General features: G+C 51.7%; 19 protein-coding genes. 5 read left to right on the forward strand and 14 right to left on the reverse strand.

The window, feature by feature from the left end; all coding sequences use genetic code 11:
- Position 1 precedes the first annotated feature (1 nt).
- The 7 genes from fliL to fliF all read right to left on the reverse strand — a co-directional run bounded on the left by fliL (position 2) and on the right by fliF (position 7113).
- Positions 2 to 487 carry a flagellar basal body-associated protein FliL gene (gene fliL / locus PAGR_RS08925; RefSeq protein WP_013026180.1) on the reverse strand — a complete coding sequence of 162 codons (486 nt, stop codon included), beginning with the start codon at positions 485 to 487 and terminating at the stop codon, positions 2 to 4.
- Between the two features lie 129 nt (positions 488 to 616).
- Positions 617 to 1885: a flagellar hook-length control protein FliK gene (locus PAGR_RS08930; protein ID WP_014605564.1), complete on the reverse strand. Its 1269-nt coding sequence runs from the start codon at positions 1883 to 1885 to the stop codon at positions 617 to 619.
- A complete protein-coding gene (gene fliJ, locus PAGR_RS08935) occupies positions 1882 to 2325 on the reverse strand; it encodes a flagellar export protein FliJ (protein ID WP_013026178.1) in 444 nt (147 codons plus the stop codon). Before fliJ ends, PAGR_RS08930 begins: the two co-directional genes overlap by 4 nt.
- A 28-nt stretch (positions 2326 to 2353) precedes the next feature.
- The gene (gene fliI, locus PAGR_RS08940) at positions 2354 to 3715 is read right to left on the reverse strand and encodes a flagellar protein export ATPase FliI (protein WP_014593947.1); all 1362 of its coding nucleotides are present in this window, start codon (positions 3713 to 3715) and stop codon (positions 2354 to 2356) included.
- The gene (gene fliH, locus PAGR_RS08945; protein ID WP_014593946.1) at positions 3715 to 4413 is read right to left on the reverse strand and encodes a flagellar assembly protein FliH; all 699 of its coding nucleotides are present in this window, start codon (positions 4411 to 4413) and stop codon (positions 3715 to 3717) included. The genes fliI and fliH overlap by 1 nt, the downstream gene beginning before the upstream one ends.
- Positions 4406 to 5398, reverse strand: a complete 993-nt coding sequence (fliG, locus tag PAGR_RS08950; protein ID WP_013026175.1) for a flagellar motor switch protein FliG — start codon at positions 5396 to 5398, stop codon at positions 4406 to 4408. Before fliG ends, fliH begins: the two co-directional genes overlap by 8 nt.
- The gene (gene fliF / locus PAGR_RS08955) at positions 5395 to 7113 is read right to left on the reverse strand and encodes a flagellar basal-body MS-ring/collar protein FliF (RefSeq protein WP_014605565.1); all 1719 of its coding nucleotides are present in this window, start codon (positions 7111 to 7113) and stop codon (positions 5395 to 5397) included. Before fliF ends, fliG begins: the two co-directional genes overlap by 4 nt.
- 234 nt (positions 7114 to 7347) lie before the next feature.
- Here fliF and fliE point away from each other — a divergent pair, with 234 nt between their 5' ends.
- A complete protein-coding gene (gene fliE / locus PAGR_RS08960) occupies positions 7348 to 7659 on the forward strand; it encodes a flagellar hook-basal body complex protein FliE (protein WP_013026173.1) in 312 nt (103 codons plus the stop codon).
- A 965-nt stretch (positions 7660 to 8624) separates the two neighbouring features.
- Positions 8625 to 8792, forward strand: coding sequence for a hypothetical protein (locus tag PAGR_RS23970; RefSeq protein ID WP_019106601.1), 168 nt, complete (start codon positions 8625 to 8627; stop codon positions 8790 to 8792).
- Between the two features lie 291 nt (positions 8793 to 9083).
- Here PAGR_RS23970 and PAGR_RS08965 read toward each other — a convergent pair whose 3' ends face one another.
- The gene (locus PAGR_RS08965) at positions 9084 to 9284 is read right to left on the reverse strand and encodes a hypothetical protein (protein WP_013026171.1); all 201 of its coding nucleotides are present in this window, start codon (positions 9282 to 9284) and stop codon (positions 9084 to 9086) included.
- A gap of 285 nt (positions 9285 to 9569) precedes the next feature.
- On the opposite strand from PAGR_RS08965, the gene PAGR_RS08970 reads away from it, so the two are divergent.
- Positions 9570 to 9836 carry a hypothetical protein gene (locus tag PAGR_RS08970; protein WP_013026170.1) on the forward strand — a complete coding sequence of 89 codons (267 nt, stop codon included), beginning with the start codon at positions 9570 to 9572 and terminating at the stop codon, positions 9834 to 9836.
- Between the two features lie 38 nt (positions 9837 to 9874).
- On the opposite strand, the gene PAGR_RS08975 is transcribed toward PAGR_RS08970, so the two are convergent.
- The gene (locus PAGR_RS08975; protein WP_013026169.1) at positions 9875 to 10114 is read right to left on the reverse strand and encodes a DinI-like family protein; all 240 of its coding nucleotides are present in this window, start codon (positions 10112 to 10114) and stop codon (positions 9875 to 9877) included.
- A gap of 175 nt (positions 10115 to 10289) precedes the next feature.
- On the opposite strand from PAGR_RS08975, the gene iraP reads away from it, so the two are divergent.
- The gene (iraP, locus tag PAGR_RS08980; protein WP_014605567.1) at positions 10290 to 10586 is read left to right on the forward strand and encodes an anti-adapter protein IraP; all 297 of its coding nucleotides are present in this window, start codon (positions 10290 to 10292) and stop codon (positions 10584 to 10586) included.
- Positions 10587 to 10721: 135 nt separating this feature from the next.
- Here the strand turns inward: iraP and PAGR_RS08985 are convergent, their stop codons facing one another.
- A complete protein-coding gene (locus tag PAGR_RS08985) occupies positions 10722 to 11045 on the reverse strand; it encodes a DUF6388 family protein (protein ID WP_014605568.1) in 324 nt (107 codons plus the stop codon).
- A gap of 243 nt (positions 11046 to 11288) precedes the next feature.
- Between PAGR_RS08985 and yedD the strand changes: the two genes are divergently transcribed.
- On the forward strand, positions 11289 to 11747 hold the full coding sequence (gene yedD / locus PAGR_RS08990) for a lipoprotein YedD (RefSeq protein ID WP_013026165.1): 459 nt from the start codon (positions 11289 to 11291) through the stop codon (positions 11745 to 11747).
- Positions 11748 to 11829: 82 nt separating this feature from the next.
- On the opposite strand, the gene amyA is transcribed toward yedD, so the two are convergent.
- The 4 genes from amyA to fliD form a co-directional block, all read right to left on the reverse strand.
- On the reverse strand, positions 11830 to 13311 hold the full coding sequence (gene amyA / locus PAGR_RS08995; RefSeq protein WP_014593942.1) for an alpha-amylase: 1482 nt from the start codon (positions 13309 to 13311) through the stop codon (positions 11830 to 11832).
- A 104-nt stretch (positions 13312 to 13415) separates the two neighbouring features.
- Entirely contained in the window at positions 13416 to 13775 is a 360-nt protein-coding gene (gene fliT, locus PAGR_RS09000) for a flagellar protein FliT (RefSeq protein WP_013026163.1), read from the reverse strand.
- Complete coding sequence (fliS, locus tag PAGR_RS09005) at positions 13775 to 14185, reverse strand: flagellar export chaperone FliS (protein WP_014605569.1); 411 nt, start codon at positions 14183 to 14185, stop codon at positions 13775 to 13777. The genes fliT and fliS overlap by 1 nt, the downstream gene beginning before the upstream one ends.
- Positions 14186 to 14199: 14 nt before the next feature.
- The gene (gene fliD / locus PAGR_RS09010; RefSeq protein ID WP_014605570.1) at positions 14200 to 15597 is read right to left on the reverse strand and encodes a flagellar filament capping protein FliD; all 1398 of its coding nucleotides are present in this window, start codon (positions 15595 to 15597) and stop codon (positions 14200 to 14202) included.
- Positions 15598 to 15847 lie beyond the last annotated feature (250 nt).

Genomic DNA, 15847 nt, shown 5'->3' on the forward strand with positions numbered 1-15847 from the left:
TTCACCTCAAAATGAAGGCAGTAAACAGTACGTCGTCTACGACCTGCGGAGGTTGACCTTTTACCAGTGGTGGTGCCAGCGCCTGTTTGATTTGATCAACAAGCGCTTGCTTTCCTTGCTCCGTCGCCAGTGCAGCTGCGTTCTGACGAGACAGCAGCAGTAACAGACGACTGCGAACCTCAGGCAGGTAGTCACTCATCCGACGACGCGTTTCTTCATCCGGCAGACGTAGCGTAAAGCCTACGTACAGTACGCGGTCTGGGTCGTTGTCGGGATTGACCAGGTTAACCGTAAATGTATCAAGTGCAAAAAAGACCGGGGCGGGAGGCGGTTCAACTTTCGCGACCTCCGGCTTATCACCCTCATGTTTATTCATCATTCGCCAGACTGCATAGCCTGCCACGCTGCAAGCGGCCAGCGCGACAATCAGTAACACTGGTATTAAAAGTTTTCGTTTGCGGCCTTTGGCTTTCGCGTTATCAGACATTTTTGCAGTAACTTCCTGTGAATTATGGGCAAGCCTCTCGGCTTGCCTGAACAGATTATCGCGTGTCTTAAGTCAAACAATGGCAAGAAAAGACACGGGTTTTACGCTTACCTTCAGCGTTTGTCGCTGTCAGGCAAATGTGTCGACTGCGCCTTTGCCGGTTAACCGGGCCTGAAGAGACTGCGGTACGGCAATGGGTGTAATGTCGCTATCACTGTCCTGGGTGAGGGAGAAGCTGCCGTGCTGTCCGTCGCGACGCGCCTCCTGTTGCTGCTGGAAGCTCTGTCCCTGCGAGAAACTCTCACTGCTTACCTGACTCTCACCCAGGTTAATCCCGCTTTCCGCCAGGGCATGACGCAACTGGGGAAGCGCAGCTTCCAGCGCGGCCCTGACATGGCTATGGCTGGAAACCATATTTAACTGTGCCTGATCGTTATTCAGTTTCAGGCTGATCTGAATCGCCCCCAGGTCTTCAGGATGCAATCGCAGCTCTGCATTCTGCTGGCCATTACGGCTGAACATCACAATTTGCTGCCCCAGTGCCTGCTGCCATTCGTTGCTGCCCAGGTGGGCATTCAGCGTCGGCGTTGACGGTGAGTTCATCGTCGCTGAGGCGCCAGATGACTGCAGCAAGCTACTGGTACTGCTCACCGGCGCGCTGAGAATGGCCTGGTTATCGCTGGCTGCCGCTAACGGACGATCGTCCTGCTTACTGACGCTGCTCAGTATCTGCTGAAAACTGCCGTCGGTGGTCAGAGCCGCAGGCGTCACCGCGGTGTTATGACTTGTCGCGGCGGTTGGGCCGGTCACGCTCTGGCTAACCAGACTGGCTTTATTGGCCAGGTTGCCGTCCTGCACCTTCGTGTTTTGGCTCTCTTTGCCATCACCTGTTAGTGCCGTAGTGACCGCCTGCGTCAGCGCTGACAGCGCTGAACGGGGCGCATCCCCTTGCAAATCCGCACCACGGTTCGCTGCGTTGTCTTTCACCGCCTGCTGCAGTCCCGTCGCGGGTAGCATGGCAAAGAGCGCCTGTATATTCTGCATGTCGCTATTGTTAAGGGCGGTGGCTGTCAGCTCATCTTTATCATCGGCTGATTTTGTGCCGGCTTTAATCTTTTCCGGTGTAAACAACGCACTAAGCGCAGTCGGCGTTTCCAGCGAAGAGAGTAATGCATTCAACGAGGTGGCCGTTTTATGCTCCGTCTCTGTTGTGACATTTTTATCTGTAGCCGCAGGGGTTTTACCGTGCAGCTTCGCCAGGGAAAGCAGCTGATTTCCCAGGGCGGTGATAAAGTCCTGTGGCAGCGTCTCACCACTGCTTAACAGGTCTGTGGTGCCTGATGTGTCAGCAGTGCCGATGGCTTTCGTCGTCAACGCGGTGTTTGGCAGCGTAATCATTCGCCTTTCCTCAGTGCGGCCCGTTGGGCAAATTCATCCATCCGTTTCTGGTCGAGACGGTTTTCTTGTCGTAATGCATTTTCCTCTGCCCGGGTGATCAGAGTTTGATAGGCGTTCAGGCGCTGCTGTTTCTCACGCCAGTTGACCAGCGCCTGTTCCAGCCGTTGGTTCCATTGCTGTAGCTGGCTGCGGTGTTGCTCAATCGCCTTCTCCAGCGTCTGGATAAACTGGTGATAGTTGGTCCAGCGATTGCTGGCAATTCCGCTGGACATGTCACTGTTCAGCTTATTGCGGTACTCGTCCTGGTAATCGAGCAACATGGAGAGCTGCTCGTTAGCCGCCTGCTGACCCCGGCGCATATCGCCCAACAACACGGCGGCGCGCTCCAGGTCCTGCTCCGCTAAATCGCGAAGCGTGTCAATAGCATTGGCTGTTTTCATTACGATGTCCTCGTATCAAACGCGCTGACTAGCCAAACAAGGCGTGCAAATGCAGGCAGGCGTCGTCGTACTCACTGCGTTCAAAAATGCCTTGTTGCAGGAAGGCTTCCATCTGCGGGTAAAGCTGAATAGCTTTGTCCAGCATGGGATCGCTGCCTGCGGCATAGGCGCCGACGCTGACCAGGTCACGGTTGCGCTGAAAACTTGAAAGCAACTGCTTGAACTGGCGTACGCGTGCATAGTGATTTTCATCAATCAGTGATGTCATGGCACGACTGATTGACGCTTCAATATCAATAGCCGGATAGTGTCCGGCCTCCGCGAGGCGACGTGACAACACGATGTGTCCGTCGAGGATTGCGCGGGCAGAGTCTGCAATCGGATCCTGCTGGTCGTCGCCTTCGGTCAGAACGGTATAAAAAGCCGTAATGGAGCCGCCGCCATCGATACCGTTACCGGCGCGCTCAACCAGGGCCGGGAGCTTAGCGAAAACAGACGGTGGATAACCTTTAGTGGCCGGTGGCTCACCGATTGCCAGGGCAATCTCACGCTGGGCCATGGCGTAACGCGTCAGGGAGTCCATGATTAACAGGACGTGCTTACCGCGATCGCGGAAGTCTTCTGCAATACGTGTGGCATAGGCTGCGCCCTGAAGACGCAACAGCGGGGAGACATCGGCCGGCGCCGCAATCACCACGGAACGGGCACGGCCTTCCGCGCCTAAAATGTTTTCAATAAAGTCTTTAACTTCACGACCACGCTCACCGATTAACCCGACAACGATCACATCGGCCTGGGTGTAACGCGCCATCATGCCGAGCAGCACGCTTTTACCCACGCCTGAACCGGCAAACAGGCCCATACGTTGACCACGGCCAACGGTGAGCAGGGCGTTGATAGCCCGAACGCCCGTATCCAGGACATCAGTGATGGGCGTGCGCTGTAAGGGGTTAAACGGCGGAGTATTTAGTGCCGCACGGTAGCCAGTTTCCGGTGACGGTAAGCCATCGAGCGGCCTTCCGCTGCCGTCAAGGACACGGCCCAGCAGTTGTGGTCCGAGTAAAAGCTGCTTTCCGGCCTGCGGGTTTTCACCGGTAGCCCGGGCATAAACGCGCGCCCCCGGCAGAATGCCGTCCACTTCTTCCAGCGGCATCATCAGCAGTTTCTGACCGTTGAAACCGACGACTTCACTTTCGATTTCGCTGATGCTCTTACCGTCGTTGCGCTCAATCACACAGGTTGAACCCAGGGGCAGCTGCAGGCCGGTCGCCTCCAGTACCAGGCCGGTGGCACGGGTCAAACGCCCATAACGACGAATCGGTTGTACCTGAGAAATACGACTCTCAAAGGCATCAAGCGAGCCAAGCCAGCGGTTCAAACGTGTGGTCATTAAAATTCTCCCGGCGCCGCCAGGCGACACAGTTCCTGCCAGCGAGTGGCGACGCTGGCGTCGAGATCGCCATCTTCGGCGCTGAGCTTGCAGCCGCCAGGGTGCAACGTGTTATCTGCCAGTAAACGCCAGCCGTGAAGATCAAGCGTCGGACCTAAGGTTTGTTCGATTCTCAGCAGATCGTCCGGATGAACGCGCAGTTGAGGTTTACCGCTAAACATCGGCTCCTGCTGAAGCAGGCCCTGGATCTGCCGAAGCAGGGCGCTGCCATCCACCGTTGTTGCCTGCCCAATGACTGAGCGTGCGGCTTCCAGCGCCAGCTGCATCAGACGGGCGGCGATCACGCTGTCCAGGGATTCCAGCGTGTTCTGGAATTCGGTAACCAGCTGCTGCATGCGTGCCTGTAAAGGCGCCTGCTGCTGCTGTGCATCGGCCAGACCTTGCTGAAAGCCCGCGTCGTAACCGGCCTTCTGGCCTTCAGCAAACCCCTGCAGATGACCTTCGCTATAGCCTTGCCCGTGCGCCTCTTTACGCAACTGCTGCTGCATATGTTCAAACTGCTGCTGTTGCTCATCTTCTTCAGATTCAAAGATGGTAACCTCGGCTGGCTCTGCTGACATGGCAACGGGCTCTTCTGGACGCCCCAGTTCAACCGGCTGCCACAGCTGCCATGGACGGGCAGAAAATGCATCAGACATAGGTTTCCTCGCCACCACCGATTACCATCTCGCCGGACTCTGCCAGGCGACGAACCACCAGCAGGATCGCTTTTTGTTCGTTCTCGACCGCAGACATACGCACCGGGCCACGGTTGGCAAGATCGTCGCGCAGAATATCTGCTGCACGTGCCGACATGTTTTTGAGGAACTTCTCGCGCAGAGGCTGCTCTGCACCTTTCAGGGCGATCAGCAACTGCTCGGACTCCACTTCCTGCAACAGACGCTGGATACTGCGATCGTCCACTTCCACCAGATTTTCGAACAGGAACATCTCGTCGATGATTTTCTGTGCCAGCTCGCCGTCGAAGTCGCGAACCGCTTCGATGACTGCTTCTTCCTGCTGCGTTTTCATCAGGTTGATGATTTCTGCCGCCGTTCTTACGCCGCCCATCTTCGCGCGCTTGAGGTTGGTGCCGTCGAGCAGGCTGTTCAGCACTTCGGTCAGTTCTGCCAGTGCGGCAGGCTGTACGCCACCAAAGGTCGCAATACGCAGCATAACGTCATGACGCAGGCGTTCATCAAACAGCGCCAGGATATCTGCAGCCTGACCGCGTTTGAGGTGTACCAGAATGGTCGCGATAATCTGGGGATGCTCGTCGCGAATAAGGTCGGCAGCCGCCTGCGGCTCCATGAAGTTGAGCGTTTCCATCCCGCTGGTGGTATCACGGGTTTCAAGGATATCTTCCAGCAGGCTTGAAGCACGTTCTTCACCCAGCGCACGGGTCAACACGGAGCGCAGGTAGTCGTTGGAGTTCAGGCTCAGCGCCGCGAACTGCTCGGCATCGGCTTCGAACTCACGCAGCACTTCAGTCAGCTGCTTATGGGATACCTGACGCATGCTGGCCATTGCCGAGCTCAGATGCTGCACTTCACGTTGGTTCAGATGCTTAAACACTTCCGCCGCGCGTTCTTCGCCAATGGTCATCATCAGAATGGCGCTTTTTTCAGTACCGGTCAGACTCATAGTTCGTTACCCATCCATTCACGAATAACCAGCGCCACGACGCGCGGATCGTTTTCAGACATGTCGCGGATACGCTGGCTCATGACTTCAGCGCTCATGCGGTTGTTAGTTTTGCGTTCCTGCTCCATCTCATCTTTGCTGAGCTGGACGCTGTAAGCTTCCTGATCGTTTTGCTGTGCAGCTCGGGCAGCCATCGCTTCTGCAGCCGCTTTCTCAGCTTCTTTCTTACGCAGTACATGTGGACGAACCGTTTTGCGATACAGGATGAAGGCAACCAGTGCCACCAGCAGCCACTTACCTGCACTTATCAGCTGGTCAAAGAAGGCCTGCTGTTGCCAGAAGGGCAGTTCGCTGACAGTAGGTTCGGTGGTATTGAACTGCGAGTTCACCACGTTGACGCTGTCACCACGCTGTTGTGAATAGCCCATGGCTTCACGCGTCAGGTCTTCAATCTGCTTCAGCTGCTGCTCGTTAAGTGCAAGCGCTTTGCCTTTATCATCTTCGCGATAGTTCACCACCACGGCGACGGACAGACGCTGCACATCTCCCACATTCATTTTGGTATGGCGAATGGTGCGATCCAGCTCATAGTTCACCGTGTCATCGCGGCGAGAGTTGGTTGGCACGCTGCTGGCCGAGGCAGTACTGGTACGCTGACCATTCGCGGCATTGTTCTGGCCATTCGCATTCTGCCCGTTGGCCGCGTTGGTGTTCGGCGCATTGACCGGCGCAGTATTCGCGGGCGCTGGCTGATTAGACAGCGCGCCAGGCACGCCGCCAGGATAAGGGCTGCCAGACTGCTCGCTGGTGCTTGTCTGCTGTGAGCGGATTGACGCATTTTTGGGGTCGCCATTTGGCTGATACTTCTCGTCTGTCTGCTCGCTGGTATCAAAGTTAATCTGCGCGGTAACCTGTGCATGCACGTTGCCCTGGCCCAGAATCGGATTCAGGATAGCTTCAATGCGTTGCTGATAACGGGCTTCCACTTCGGCAGCATATTTAAGTTGTGCGTCATTCAGGTCACGACCCACCGCATCAGAACGCGTTAACAGATGACCGCTCTGATCCACGACGGTGACGTTGCCCGGAGGTAAACCCGCCACGCTGCTGGAAACCATGTGGGTAATCGCCTGAATCTGACCTTCGTCCAGTGCGCGACCCGGTTGCAGCGTTAAGGTTACGGACGCAGAAGGGGCCTTTTGCTCACGCACAAACAGAGTAGGTTTAGGCATGGCCAGATGCACGCGTGCGGTTTTAACCGGTCCCAGTGATTCGATGGTACGTGCCAGCTCGCCTTCGAGGGCGCGCTGGTAGTTAACCTGCTCACTGAACTGGCTGATACCGAACTTCTCTTTATCCAGCAGCTCAAAGCCGACGTTGCCACCCTTAGGCAGGCCCTGTTCAGCCAGACGCAGACGCAGTTCATGCACTTTGTCTTCAGGGACCATCAATGCGCCACCGTTATCGGCAAAACGATAAGGTACATTCATCTGCGTCAACTGCGTGACAATGGCGCCGCCATCCTCGTTTGAGAGATTGCTGAACAGCACGCTGTAGTTAGGTGTCTTGGCCCAGAGGACCAATGCAAACACCACTGCAATAGCAGCGGCGGCGGCGACGATTAAAGGTATGCGTGGATTAGCACGCAGGCGAGCGAGAAGGTCACCGAAGCCTTTCTTGTCTTGATCTTGTGTGGCGGCTGCACTCGCATTCATGACCGATTCCTGCCTGACGTAATTGACCGGGTTAGTTGTGATGGCAAAACAGACTCCCTGACCTGCATAAATAAAATTTCCACTTCAATGCCTGGCATTATTTGATGAAACGCAAAATTCGATGGGTGAATAAGCCACGGTTTTTAGCGCCATTTAGGGGCTTTGTCTTATTGACAATGTGTTAACTTCTCCGCACATCAAAAATCTTCATCTCTTTTCAGTGAGGTAACAGCCATGTCAGTGCAGGCAATCGAGGGTGTTTTACAGCAGTTACAGATGACGTCGCTCCAGGCCAACAACAAGAGTAACGACGTCACCAGCCATATCGACTTCGGTGCGACCATGAAGGCCGCGCTGGATAAAATCAGCGAAACGCAGACTTCTGCACGCACCCAGGCGCAGGATTTCGAAATGGGTAAGCCCGGGATCGCGCTGAATGATGTGATGGTCGATCTGCAGAAATCATCCATCTCAATGCAGATGGGGATTCAGGTCAGGAACAAGCTGGTTTCGGCTTATACCGACATCATGAATATGCAGGTGTAGTCACGTCACTGACGGGGGAATATCAGGTTCGTGCAAGGTGGACTTTGGGTTGTGGTAGAGCCAGGGCAGAGTGCGTGTTTGTGATAGGGCATCCAGCGCTGCTTTTTCTTATCCTTATTCCTTATCCACGCCGTCATACACCTGATAACCCCTCAGTGAAGGAGTTTGCCGCGGCTGACTGGACAACAAATTCAAAAGTGTAAATCGATAAAAACAGACTGACCGACCTTTATACTGGCCAATAAGCTGGTTAACTCACGTCTGACAACCCGCCAAACGTACGCCTTAAAATTTATTGCCTCCGTAAGAGATAACCTTTATTTACATCACCTGTGCTATCGCAAAAAAAAGAATTTTTATCCTGACTGGAATTAACGCGCCTGAGTGAAAACAATTATCCTTCACAGGGTTTTGTTTAATTTTCATTTAACTTCCAAACTATTTTTCAAGAGTGTTGCCGCGGTATCTCGAACAGCAATATAAGGTTTTCTTCAGTTTCAATCCGATGACATCGCTGAGAACAGAAAGATATTTTTCGATAATAAATAAGAAGGGTCGCGGCGGTACGAATGAAAGATGGGCTTGGTTTATTTAAACTCCTTTCGATAAAAACGCCGTGTTAATGTGGGTGGCGGTATAGAGGTAAGGCTGTGAACATGTTGCCTCATCCCGCAGTGAAGGCACCTCTGGCAGGGCGTGAGCAGTAAGCCAGGCACGGCCTGTCAGCATAAAGTGAGAATGAGCAGGTTTATAAGAAATAATATCTGATTAAAAGATTTAACTTTTTAAAAAAAGTGCTCCGCGTTAATGTAATATCCTTGTTCACCCATCCTTTGGTTAAAATGAAATACTTGATTCAAACTCTGCTCGCTAACTCAAATAGCGGGGGGCAGATTAAATATGAGATTTATTCTGACGTTCAAGGCTCTGACTCTTTAAGCAAGATCCCTGAAGGCACATGCAGGGTGATTTCATATAAGCTGGTCAAGGGCTCTATTCAGTTACTGGATGACGATCTGGATTTGCAGGCGTTATTTGATGCTAACCGACCGGCGCAGGGCGTGTTTTATCCAGATGGCCCTCACCGGGTTAATCTTGAAATGCTGGTGGACTACCTTCATAAACAATCCTGAGTGACGGCGAGCCGTATTTACTTAAAAAGGCGTGATGGCATGCTAACGGGATGCAAACACATCGTTGCGCTTTTTTTTGGCTTTGTAATCTAAATTGCATGCCTCACTCTTCATGCATTTCCTGGCGATAAGGATTACGTCAGGCGAAGTTAAAAATGATACAGGTCTGTTACTGCAGGGACGATACGGATGTAAATATAGGGTATTCGATGACGTGCTTTTTAATGATGAGGCATTGATTGAGCAGGTAAAAGCATGCCCCGGCGCGGAACATGCTCGCGATAAAACCACTCAGGACGCTTTAAAAGGGTCTTTTTTATCATCCTGACTGTCATCATTTTTTCTCGGGACTTCCCCGTGATCCTTAGGTGCATCCTTAGCGGGATGATCGTCTTCCTCATAGGCATTGCCTGCATTAGGTGCCGCTTCGGGTAAACCTTTGCTGACATCGCCCTCATGTTTACGCTGTTCGTTACTGTGATGTGTATGCATGCTTCGCTCCTTTTTGAGTCTGTTAAGTCTAGTCCAGCTAAACCAGACCGTCACAATTCCCCTCAATCAGTGGGGCTCGCTCAAAAATGGGCACCCTTAATGATAACGACTAAGCTTACGCATTGACGCTTTGCTTTTATGGTGCTTACTCATCCTACCGTCTTCCGCTCATGTCACTCACGCTAGTGAGTTCCGATTATTCCTAATGCAAAGTCGCTATATTGTTCTACCTTTAAATCTCGAGGCGACATTTTCATTGGATAAACAACCATAAGGAAACACAGCATGACTGATTCAATCGAAACCAAAAGCAAAACAGATTATCTGCGTGACGTGGCATCTCAGCTGAAAGAAATGCGTCACTATGCACAGACGAACACTGAGACGCTTTCTGCACATTGGTTAGCCTTTGACGCCGGCGAGTATAAAGATGAAGGAAACGCAGCCCGCATTGACGCGCTGCTGAACAAACAGGGTACGTTACTGGAAGATCTGGAGACGGCCATTCAGGATATCGAAATCGAAATTAACCACAGCGAGCAGGAGAGTTAAGCGATCCCCCGCTGACTGAGGCGGTGGCGATTAACGGATTAATCAGCCACCAGCCAGAATTCTGCTTCATCAAACATCTCTTCCACGAGGCGCGCTATTGTCGCCTTCTCGTTCTTACTGAGATCGGTCTCTATCGCATTCCGCTCCATAGGCTTGACCTTAACCTCGATGTCAGGGAACACGCGATGCACCCGTTTCTCTAATTCTGCTAAAATCATCTCACGCGCTCCTGGCAGGCCCGCGACATTACGTTTATCGTAAATTAACTCTACAAACATGTTAACAATCCCTTAAGGGCAAAATCGCCTCGCCATTTTACTGTAAATAAAAACAGTATCAAGCTGATGTTTATCTTAATTCGTTTTTTCCGCGTCGCGTAGAAAAGCACCGTCATCTGGTTTACTCTGAGTGCGTTCACAACACTAAGTGCGCTCACTCACCAGGAGAAGTGCAATGCGACAATTGGTTATAGATATTCTGCTCAAACTAGCAAAAATGGATGTCGACGCTAAGGAACTGACTGCGCAGATAGAAGCACAGTCATTGTTGGTGGCAGCTTTATTGGTCCAGGCGAAACAAGATAACGCATTAACCATCTCCGAAACGGTTCAGGATGCGATAGTGACGGCTTCACGTTCATCATCTGAATTCATGCAGTCGGATATTGATTTACTGCTTACTCACATTAACCGGCTGCTGGCCGTCGCTAAGTATGTTGAAGTGAGAGGCAAAATGGCGCAGGAAGAGTAATGGCAAACGCTGGCGATAAGTGTGTTGTCTGTCGCCAGCGACGCCGAAAAAAGGAGAGGCTCAGCGAACCCATCCTGATGGTTAACAGGGCGATGACATCAGCGGTATTTTCATTGTCCCGCTAAGACCTGCTCACTACAGTTCATTTTTAATACAGAATTCTTCCCAGCTCATTCCCAGTGATTCCGCATGCGATCTGAGATAACGTTCTATGGCCTCGGCAGCGACGGCTTTATCCGGCTCAGCCAGCTGGATCGAGAAAATCATACCATCAAGGTTCTTCTGGCGTAAAAAAGCCGCGTAGATGCGTTCAGCATGCCATTCACGTAGTTCACGCAGTGACATATTGGCGGCGCGGGCATCGCTCTCGGTGAGTTCGTCTAATGCTGCCTGGAAATCCGCGTGGGCGGTAAAAAACAGGGCGCGAGCCTCGGCGTAATAAGCTTCTGGAGTTTTCATTGCAGGTTTCCTGATAGGTAGTGCAGGGCGACAGTGTAGCCTGTTGCGTCTGGCTTGTCAGGCTAAGCGGGGCAGGATGAAAAACGGTCAGTTCGCGGTGCTGATATTGATAAATGTTGCCCGTGCGCGATGAAAGCGTCAGAAAATGCAGTTTTACGCTGAGGGCAGCATTCAGATAGCTTGCGCACCTTACCGTAAAAATTATAACGTAGCCGCCATTGACCGGATTTTAGGGATTAAAAAATGAAAAACTGGATGCTGATTGCCACTCTGGCGCTGAGTGGCTGCGCACAAATCAATAGTTATGAGAGTGCGGTGCAAACGCCTGCTCCGGCAAATTTGCAGGGTAACTGGCAGACAGTAGGGCCACAAAGCGATCTGATTAGCGATAAGGCGATTGCCAGTCTGATCGTCAATGCCGATGGCAGCACTCTGGATTGCCGCCAGTGGCAGCGTGTCATTGCAAAACCAGGCAAGCTGACCCAACTCAATGGCGATTATGTCAATGTGACGCGTCAGGTGCGGGTGATGACGCTGGACGTCGATAACGGTGAGCTGGAATACGATGGTCTTACCCTGCGCAAGGTCGAAAAGCCGACCGTTGAATGCCAGAAAGCAGAGCAGGAAGTGGCAAAACAGCCTAATGCCGACGTTATTCAAAATATCGAGCCTGAAATTATGCGGCCGGCATTAGCAAAATAATTTGCTGAATGCGGTCCAGAGACCGCACTCAGCATAGTCACACGGGTGAATCAGTCAATCTGGTGGCGTTGGCAACCTCTGTTTATGCTTCAACAACCCAGACGCTCACGCTGCCACCATTACAGCTAAACAGCGCGCTGCCATTATCATCGGTGGTAATGGTCTCTGACTTATGCCCAAGATAGTCACGCCACACTTTTCCGGCATAGCCTTCACCCATCGCAATATGTTTTTCTCCCGCCTCACCGTTTGACATGATCACCACGCAACCAGGCTTTTCCGCCGTGCCGCTTCGGCTAAAGGCTACACAGTTTGGATGATCGAAATAATCGGTTTGTGCGCCCCAGCCAAATAGCTGGCGGGCTCGGATCAGACCTTCGAGTTCAGGAATAACGGGCATATCGACTTGGTGAACGTCGCCATCACCGCCCTCATCCTGATAGCTGGCACCGAAAAGATCGGGATAGAACACTGTCGGTACACCTTGCTCACGTAACAGAATAAGCGCGTAAGCGAGCGGTTTAAACCAGGCTTCAACAGGGGCTTCCAGCGACTGTAACGGTTGCGTATCGTGGTTTGCGACGATGGTTACGGCATGCCAGGGATCGGCCAGAACCAGTGAGTTATCAAAGATTTTGCTCAAGTCGTAGGCGCTGCCCGCTTTGGAGGCCTGATGAAAGTTCATATGCAGGGGTGCATCAAAGAGCATCGTTTTGCCGTCAACCTGGTGGATATATTCCTGCAGTTTGTCGGTTTCAAAAGACCAGTATTCCGCCACGATAAATAAAGGTTCGTTGGCGACTTCCTGAACGTGGTCGATCCACGCTTTATAAAACCACGCCGGGATATGTTTTACGGCATCCAGTCGGAATCCGGTGCAGGGCACCTGTTCCATCACCCAGCGCGCCCAGTATTTAAGCTCTTCGCTCACAGCATTATTACGGAAGTCAATATTGGCACCCATCAGGTAATCGAAATTACCGAGCTCGCTGTCTACCTGGTCGTTCCAGCCCTCTGCGGTGTAATCGTTGATGATCTTAAAAACGCCATTTTCATCGGGGTTTTCAATATGATCGACACCGCTGAAACATTTATAGTCCCAGATGAATTTAGAATACTGTCCTGCCCGGGCAGGGAAGTTAAATCGTGTCCAGGCTTCACACTCTATAACATCAGGGTATATTTCATCGCGATTATCGGGATTAACCCGATTGACCCGAATCTGCTCTTTTTCGTCAGCGCCCATTTTATGGTTCACCACAACATCCAGCAGTACGCCGATATCGTGACTGCGTAACGCATTTACCGCATCCAGTAATTGCTGTTTATCACCGTATTTTGTGGCTTTACTGCCTTTTTGTTCGAACTCGCCTAAATCGAACAAATCATAGCTGTCATAACCCACCGAATAGCCACCGGATTCACCCTTATAACAGGGGGGGAGCCATACCATGTTGATGCCTATATCATTGAGCAGTGAGGCTTTTTCCGTAACTTCCGGCCACAGTTTGCTGCCATCGGGATAATACCAGTGGAAAAACTGCAATAGGGTTGGGTTGTGCATGACGCGTTTCCAGTCAGAGGAGAGGGAACTGGAAGTATGGGATAAGAGTGGAGAAATTACGCGGGTGAATTAAAAATATAGTTTCCACCCGCTAAAGCCGGGCTTTACTGCTCTTTAGGATAAAGAATATTGCCTGCCATATTACCGTAAGAGGTCATGATGTTCTGTTGCTGCGTTGACGTCGTGACCAGAGAGCGCAGCTCTTGCATGCGCTCACCTAATAAGGTTTTCAGCGTAGTTTCGTTATTGAGAATTTGCTCAAGTACGGGGCGAATCTGTGCCCGTTGTAACGCCGAAAGCACACCGGCATCGTTATCACGAGCCACACGCTCGACGCTGCTAACATAGGTGGATTCACAACTCAGTAATGCCTCCCATTGCCCTTGTCTGGCATTTTCCAGCATAGCATTACTGAGCGTGAGTAATTCCTGATACTCTTTTAGCAGCGCGAGTGGGTGACTCATTAAAACGTATCCTGCTGTGGCTGATAGTTAGGACCAATCTGTTTCCAGGCATCGGCGATGTTATTCAGCAAGCCTTCGACTTCCGCAATGGCTTCAACGTCATTATTGAGGTTGGCCTGTAACAAACGGCGGGTCATATATTCATACAGGTTATCAAGGTTGGCAGAAATCTCACCGCCTACTTCATGATTCAGGCCTGCACGTAAGCCATTAGTGATGATATTAATGGCTTTAGATAAGGCGTTTCCTTTACCCGGGATATCGCCTTGCTCAATTAAGATAGCTGCTTTTTTCATGGCGCTCAGCGCGCCATCAAACAGCATCACAACCAGCTGGTGCGGGCTGGCGCTTAACACCGCGCTCTCCACGCCGACCTGGGCATAGGCCTGGGTACCGGACTTAGCGTACATGCTTACCACTCCTGTTATAGTTTAGCGAACTGCTGGGTCAGATAGTTGCCGGTCTGCGTCATAGAGCTGACGAGCGTTGACAGGCTGGTGAACTGCGTTTTGTAACGCGCCATCGTTGCAGCGATTTGGCTGTTCACATTGTCATATTGATCCGACAGCTTTTTCAGTGACGTATTAATGCCGTTGGTGGCATTTTGTACCTGTCCGTCGCTGGCCAGAATTTGTGTCAGCTTGTTATTGGTTTGGGTTGCAAAACCGGTGGTTTTACCGTCACCCGTCAAAAAGTTCAGAACATCTGTTGGCTGATTGGTCAGGGCGTTGTTCAGCTTAGTGCTGTCTACGGTCAGCTTGCCGTTGACATCCTGCGTGATGCCCAGCTGTGACAGGGTGGTCAGGCTGCCGCCAGACTGTGCGCTGGATAACTGACTGCGCAGGCTGGTCTGAATATTACGCAGCGTGTTATCCCCTAACAAATCCCCATTGCCCGTACTCTGCGTCTCACCCGCTTTAACGGCAGTGTATTTCGTTTGGTTACCGATCGTGGTCTGCAGCGAATTGTATGCATCAACGTAGGCCTGAATCGCCGCGGTCATGGGCTGATTATCCGTGGCCACCGTTAAGGTTTCTGGCGTATTCGCTGCGGTGGTTTTCGTCAGGTTGAGCGTGACGCCTTCGGGGGCATCAGTAATGGTATTGCTGCTGCGTGTGATGGACACGCCGTTAATCTTTAACTGTGCATCTTTTGCGGCAACCTGTTCGGTCATCGCGTTACTGCTGCCGCCCTGACTGTAATTAATATACTGCGACAGACTGCCATCATTTGAGCTTACCGTCATGGCATTCGCCGTGCCGCTGTCACGCGCAGTCAGGGACAGATAATAGGTATTATCATCGGCTTTAATGATGCTCGCATTGACGCTGCCTTGCTGCTTATTAATCGCATCGCGAATATCGGCCAGGCTGGTTTGATCTTTCGTCAGTGTCACGGTTAGCGGTGATTTTTGACCGGACTGCGAGATGGTAATGGTGCGTGAAGCCAGGCTCTGATCGCCCAGATCGGTATCTTTACTGGTAGCAGCTTTAGACAGCAGGGACTGAGAAGAGGCCAACTGGCTCACTTCTACAGAATAGTTACCTGCGGAGGCTTTACTCGCCAGCGTGGCAGTAAACGCGGTGTTTGTGCTGGTCACTTTAGTGGCGGCAATAGTCGATGCATTTTGCAATGCCGCAGCAGCGGTCTGGAATTTTGACAGGCCTGTTTTCACCACGCCCCAGGCGGTAAGCTGGGCATTGTAAGAGGACTGTTGCTTAGTAATTGGCGTCAGCTTAGTCTGTTCAGCTGTTTCCAGACTATTGTACAGAGTATTGAGATCGAGGTTAGTACCAGCACCGAGTGAACTTATACTTGCCATGGGTTAATCCTTTACGGGTTATACGCTAAGTAGATTGGGTATCGGCAGCGAGTGGCAAAAGATTAGCCTGTTTTTGATAAATTTAATGCGCCAATAAAGAACGCTTCTTTAATTGTCTTCGCGGGTTTGCCTGCCAGAAAATTCCTGAAATTTTTCCCTAAAGGTTGCTCAGAGGCTGACGATAATCAGGTTGTCGGTGAGCAAACCGAATTCAGACGCCTTAATCTGGCTCAATTTTTAAAGGAAAAAC

Origin of the sequence: Pantoea ananatis PA13 (assembly GCF_000233595.1) — a bacterium.
GTDB lineage: Bacteria > Pseudomonadota > Gammaproteobacteria > Enterobacterales > Enterobacteriaceae > Pantoea > Pantoea ananatis.